Annotated in this window: 5 protein-coding genes; 1 reads left to right on the forward strand and 4 read right to left on the reverse strand. The window is 44.4% G+C overall.

Annotation, left to right across the window (positions count from 1 at the left end):
• Together WS34_RS14040 and WS34_RS15800 are read right to left on the reverse strand one after the other, a co-directional pair.
• A partial coding sequence (locus tag WS34_RS14040; RefSeq protein WP_286693812.1) for a SusC/RagA family TonB-linked outer membrane protein occupies nucleotides 1-1960 on the reverse strand: 1960 nt, incomplete at its 3' end.
• Between the two features lie 155 nt (nucleotides 1961-2115).
• Entirely contained in the window at nucleotides 2116-3198 is a 1083-nt protein-coding gene (locus WS34_RS15800) for a FecR family protein (RefSeq protein ID WP_162613211.1), read from the reverse strand.
• Nucleotides 3199-3334: 136 nt separating this feature from the next.
• On the opposite strand from WS34_RS15800, the gene WS34_RS14050 reads away from it, so the two are divergent.
• Nucleotides 3335-3880: an RNA polymerase sigma-70 factor gene (locus WS34_RS14050; RefSeq protein ID WP_046405590.1), complete on the forward strand. Its 546-nt coding sequence runs from the start codon at nucleotides 3335-3337 to the stop codon at nucleotides 3878-3880.
• Here the strand turns inward: WS34_RS14050 and WS34_RS15805 are convergent.
• On the reverse strand, nucleotides 3869-3991 hold the full coding sequence (locus tag WS34_RS15805; protein WP_256316212.1) for a hypothetical protein: 123 nt from the start codon (nucleotides 3989-3991) through the stop codon (nucleotides 3869-3871). The genes WS34_RS14050 and WS34_RS15805 overlap by 12 nt on opposite strands.
• A gap of 274 nt (nucleotides 3992-4265) precedes the next feature.
• Nucleotides 4266-5039 (reverse strand): hypothetical protein (locus tag WS34_RS14060; protein WP_046405594.1); only part of this gene is annotated, 774 nt, incomplete at its 5' end.

A 5039-nucleotide genomic window follows, 5' to 3' on the forward strand; every position in this document is an offset into this window, starting at 1 on the left:
CATTGATATTATGTTTTTCTTCCTCGCCGAAATATTTATTGAGGTTCAGCTGCGCGCGCAAAGAATAAGTTTTATTCCGGGTGTTCTGTTCCGATAATTCTCCGCCATACGGCAGTTCGCTATCAGAAGGAGCAGCCACTCCATAGTTCGATTTACGGATACAAGCGACATGATAGGTACTCTCACCCCAATAATCTTCATTATCGGCATTCGAAACGGCATAATTGAAAAGTACATCCCCGTTCAGCCAATCTGTAAAACGAAATATCAGCCGGGAAGTCAGATCAAAACCACTGTTCTCCTGCTTGGTATAGCTATTCGCTCTTTCATTTAAAATATTGAAATCATAACGATAGAATGAATTGTAGCGTTTTTGGTAATAACTCAGGTCTCCGCCTTCTTCGTAAGCCGCAATCGCCCGGCTAGTGGTATAAGCATAATTGACCGACCCGACAGCACTCTGTTCATAATTGCGCTCGCTGATGTTAGCATTGAAATCCATCGATGCTTTCAGCCATTTTGTCAAATCCGATTCCAGACTCAGGTTTCCGGTATAACGCGAAATGCCCTGTCCCTTGATTACATCATTGTCTTTAGTATACCCCACGGAAGAATAATAACGCAATTGGTCGGTACCACCGGAAATACTCAGGGTATGGTTATGCGAAAAAGCATCTTCTGTCAGAATATCGAACCAATCGGTATTATTGTTTTCCAACTTTTTCACTTCTATGGCAAATTGTTCGTCATCGATCACTCCTGCATACAATTGCTGTAATAAATATTCATACCCCACAATACTCATATCCGATGGGTATAAATAGGAGGCTGCCGCCAATTCGCGCGACAGATCAATCCGTTCTTTGGAATTCATCAGGTCAATTTTCCGATCGCTGTAACGTGGGCGTCTTTTGTAAGTAGTCGTCATATTATAGCGTACGACAGGTTTACCAACATGTCCTTTTTTAGTGGTAATAACAATCACCCCATTAGCAGCACGTGTACCGTAAAGTGTAGTTGCAGCAGCGTCTTTCAATACATCTATCCGTTGGATATCCTGAGGGTTTAATCCGGCAATCGCATTTCCGATGCGATTTACATAATCGGGGTCGTTGAGCACATCCGAATCCAAAGGCACCGGATCGTTCACCACTACGCCATTGACAACCCACAACGGTTCGCGATTGCCAACCAAGGTCGAAGTTCCCCGAATCCTCAAACGCGGCACCACTCCCACTTCGCCCGAATTGGTAGTCAGCATCAGGTCGGGGATTCGGCCTTCGAGCATCTGATCGATTGAGTTTACCCCAGGAATCATAATATCCTCGGCCTTCACCGAAGTAATGGCACTGGTCAGTTTCTTGCGGTCAATTACCTGATATCCGGTAATCACCACTTCATCCATTTCGGTAACTTCTTCTTCCATAACAACCTGAATGTCTTCTTGTCCAGTGTAAGTCACTTCCTGCTTTTTCATCCCAACAAAAGAAAATACCAATACAATGGGATCGGTTTCGGGTATTTCGATGTTAAACCGACCTTCTTTGTCGGTCACCACACCCAAAGCAGTACCTTTCAACAAGACAGTCACTCCAGGCAACGACTGTTTGCGTGTATCCATAACGATACCGGTAATTTTCCGTCCGGCAGTTTTTTGTTGCTGTATCTTTCGGATGGTAATCACTTTATCTATCATCTCGTAACTGAATCCATGACGTATCAGGACCTCATCCAGGATCTGCCGTAAGGAAACATTTTTCATATCCACATTCACTCTGTCTGCCTGCTGAAAGATGTCTTTCTGATAAAAGAAACGATACTCGGACTGTTGCTGTAGCTCCTGAAGTACCTCTGTCAGCGACACATCATTTTTCTTCAGATTGAACCGACTGTCCTGGGAATAACCGGCAGCCTGTAAAGTACCGAGACTGACAAGAAGAAAAAAAATCTTCAATTTCATAATTAAGAGAATTTTCCACCACTTTCCCGAAGGGAAAAGCCAGCATGTTGCGTTTTTTTTCATAATTTTGTAAAGACATTAGTTAAACAATTCATCTGCGACCAACAGATGTTTTCTTTTCAGGAGGAAAAAGTGACCAACTTTTTCCTCTTTTTCTATTCTACAATCAAAGCATTTCCTTTTAACGAAAAATGTACCTCACTGCTATTCTCCAATACTTTCAGTAATTCCGGCAATTCTCCGTAACGGGGAAGGTTTCCTTTAAAAACAATCGCTTTAGCCTGCTGATTCCGGTAAAATACTTCGACATCGTACCAACGGGCCACTTTGCGGAGAATAGCCTCCAAACTCAGATCATCGAAAACAAACATGCCATTTTTCCAATCTACCACCTGCTGAATGTTCACTTCACCGACAACGATCTCCCCTCCTTGCCGGCCGAGCGAGGCTTGCTGACCGGGCATAAGCTGCACGTGCTGCCCCGAAGCCGACGCGGTCACAGCAACTTTTCCTTCTACCAATGTAGTATATGTTTGTTCCTCATGTCCATAAGCATACACATTAAACTGAGTACCCAACACCTCTACAACCTGTGCCTCCGACTCTACCCGAAAAGGATGTGCGGTATCTTTCGTCACCTGAAAATAAGCTTCTCCTTCGAGATACACACGCCGTTCGTCTGTATTGAAACAAGTAGGATAACGCAAACGGGTATCGGCATTCAGCCACACATGGGTTCCATCTGCCAAGATCAATTCATATTCAGCCCCCCGGGGAACTTCCAGGGTATTGTACTGCCATTTTTTTTGTTCTCCTCCCTGCCGGTTAGTATAAACGATATTTTTCTTCCGGCGATCGATCACAAAATTCCTGTTTTCTTCTTCCGGCTTCACTTCCTGCTCCCCGCCTAACAAAATTTGTTCTCCATTTTCTAATATCAGACGAGGTTGTTTATCCCAATCGGCTAATAGCTCGGTTTGAGGCTTTCGTACCGATTGAAGCCAAAGCAGCCCACCGATCCCGAAGCATAAAATAACGGCAGCAGCCAGCCACCGAAAGTAACCCAAACGACGACGCCTTTCCTGTCGGCGTAATCCGTATTGCCGGCCTATTTCTGCCTCCAACCGCTCCCAACCTTTTTTTCGATCTACCTGACGGATCTCCATCCACAACTTCAAAGCTTCTTCCAGTCCGGCTTCTTCCCGGTTCTCATCCGATTGTTTCGGATCTGTTCTCATAATTTTATCCATTTTTATCCGACTTATATCATGAAAACAGTTCAAAACAAAAATATACGTAGTTAAAAGAATAATTTTTTTGCAGTACCCTGATTTTATCTTTTACCTTTGCATCAAGAGGAAAAATTTACATGTGATGTCCTTTAGCTCAACCGATGAATACCAGAAATTCGAAACCCTGTTCAAACAATATTACAGTGGTCTGGTAGTTTATGCCAGCCGTTTTACAGGAAACACAGAAAATGCCGAGGATTTGGTACACGACCTTTTTATCCACATTTGGGAAGACAACCGAATTTTGGGAACGGATCATATAAAAGCCTATTTATTTACATCTATCCGCCACCGTTGTCTGAACTATCTGGATCACTTGAAAATCCGGAATGAATATCAGGAAAAAATCCTGCAAAAAAGGGATATTACGGGAATGCTAACCTGGGAATATTATGTAGAAGCAGAACTCCGGCAGCATATCGAAACCGCCATCGATCATTTACCTCCCCAAGCCCGGAAAATATTCCTGATGAACCGTTTTGACCGTAAAACGGCTGTAACGATAGCAGCGGAACTCGGTTTATCTCCCCGTACTGTCGAAAAACACCTGGAAATAGCTTTAAAAAATCTGAAGAAAGAATTGAAAGATTACTTACCGGCCACTCTCTTACTTTGGTTATTCCCCTGACCCCTGCCCGGGACGAACATCGGTCTCTACCATGAAAGACCGGTATTCGTTCCGGACCACCTCAAAATAAGCCTTCCCATTCAGTTTCACCTGTCTTAACAATTTCTTCATCCTCCCCGGAATCGTCGGTACAAGATAACAGAAGGGCCTACCCTGCCGCCTTCTGTACACACCGGTCAGTTTCAGTCTGATGAAATACCTCAGACGGACACGCTTCACCGAAGCATAAACCCGGATATCCAGCTAGCCCGGCAATCTCGAACGCCGTACGATATCTCCCGCCTCCATTCCGTCCATAACGCCTCCGTAAACCTTATAATACAATCGGCGACAGTACTCCTGAACAAATTTATCGGTTAGTATACCCAGTTCCCGGACGTTAAAATTATTTCATACCCTCGATCGCTTTCCGGGCCACTTCGTTTTCGGGTTGCAAATTCAATATTTTATTCCAATAGGTTTTCGATTCAGGAATATCTTTTTGTAAATAATAGTAATACCCCAGATAACTATAGCATTCTATAATCAATTTCAGTTTTTTTCGGGTATCTTTTTCAAGTATTTGGGCAGCAGCCTGGTAGTAGGGGCGGGCTAAACCTTGCTCTGTCTCGGGATCCAAGGCTGAATTGACCCGGGCGCGCCAGAAATTCCCCAAATAACTGTCCGGTTTTTGAGCCGCCACATAGCCGAATATACTGTCGGCAAGCCTCAGATGTTCATTCCGGTGCTTTATTCCTACTGCAGACGAATCTGCCTCTGCCGAAGCCAGATAATGACATTGCCCCAGTTTGAAATAATCGGCCAGGGTCAGTTCTTTCCCACCCAAAGCAACCAAACCGGAATAATAAACAGCCGCACTGTCGTAGCAGTTCAACTTTTCCCAGGATGTTGCGATTTCCCTATATATCTGCGTATTAGCCGAATCCAATTGCAAAGATTTTTTTAACCAGGGAATCGCCTGCTCATAGGCTTCGGTAGCTTTCAACAAACGCCCGTAATACCAGTAATCCTGCCCGATAATGTCCTCCGGAGAGACGGATTGAAAAAATTTTTCAGCCTGTGCCAATCCCTCCCTATACGCTTTGAGTGCATAGGAATTGTACATCATCAGGCGTTGTACAACCTGGTTCTGAGGCTCGAGTTCCGCCACCTGTCTGGC

Source organism: Odoribacter sp. N15.MGS-14, from assembly GCF_000980245.1.
Taxonomy (GTDB): domain Bacteria; phylum Bacteroidota; class Bacteroidia; order Bacteroidales; family Marinifilaceae; genus Odoribacter; species Odoribacter splanchnicus.

What these genes read in the sequence shown, in the direction of transcription:
- WS34_RS14050 (WP_046405590.1), top strand. Translation starts at nt 3,335, where the DNA reads ATGTCCTTTAGCTCAACCGATGAATACCAGAAATTCGAAACCCTGTTC.
- WS34_RS15805 (WP_256316212.1), bottom strand. Translation starts at nt 3,991, where the DNA reads ATGAAGAAATTGTTAAGACAGGTGAAACTGAATGGGAAGGCTTATTTT.
- WS34_RS15800 (WP_162613211.1), bottom strand. Translation starts at nt 3,198, where the DNA reads ATGAGAACAGATCCGAAACAATCGGATGAGAACCGGGAAGAAGCCGGA.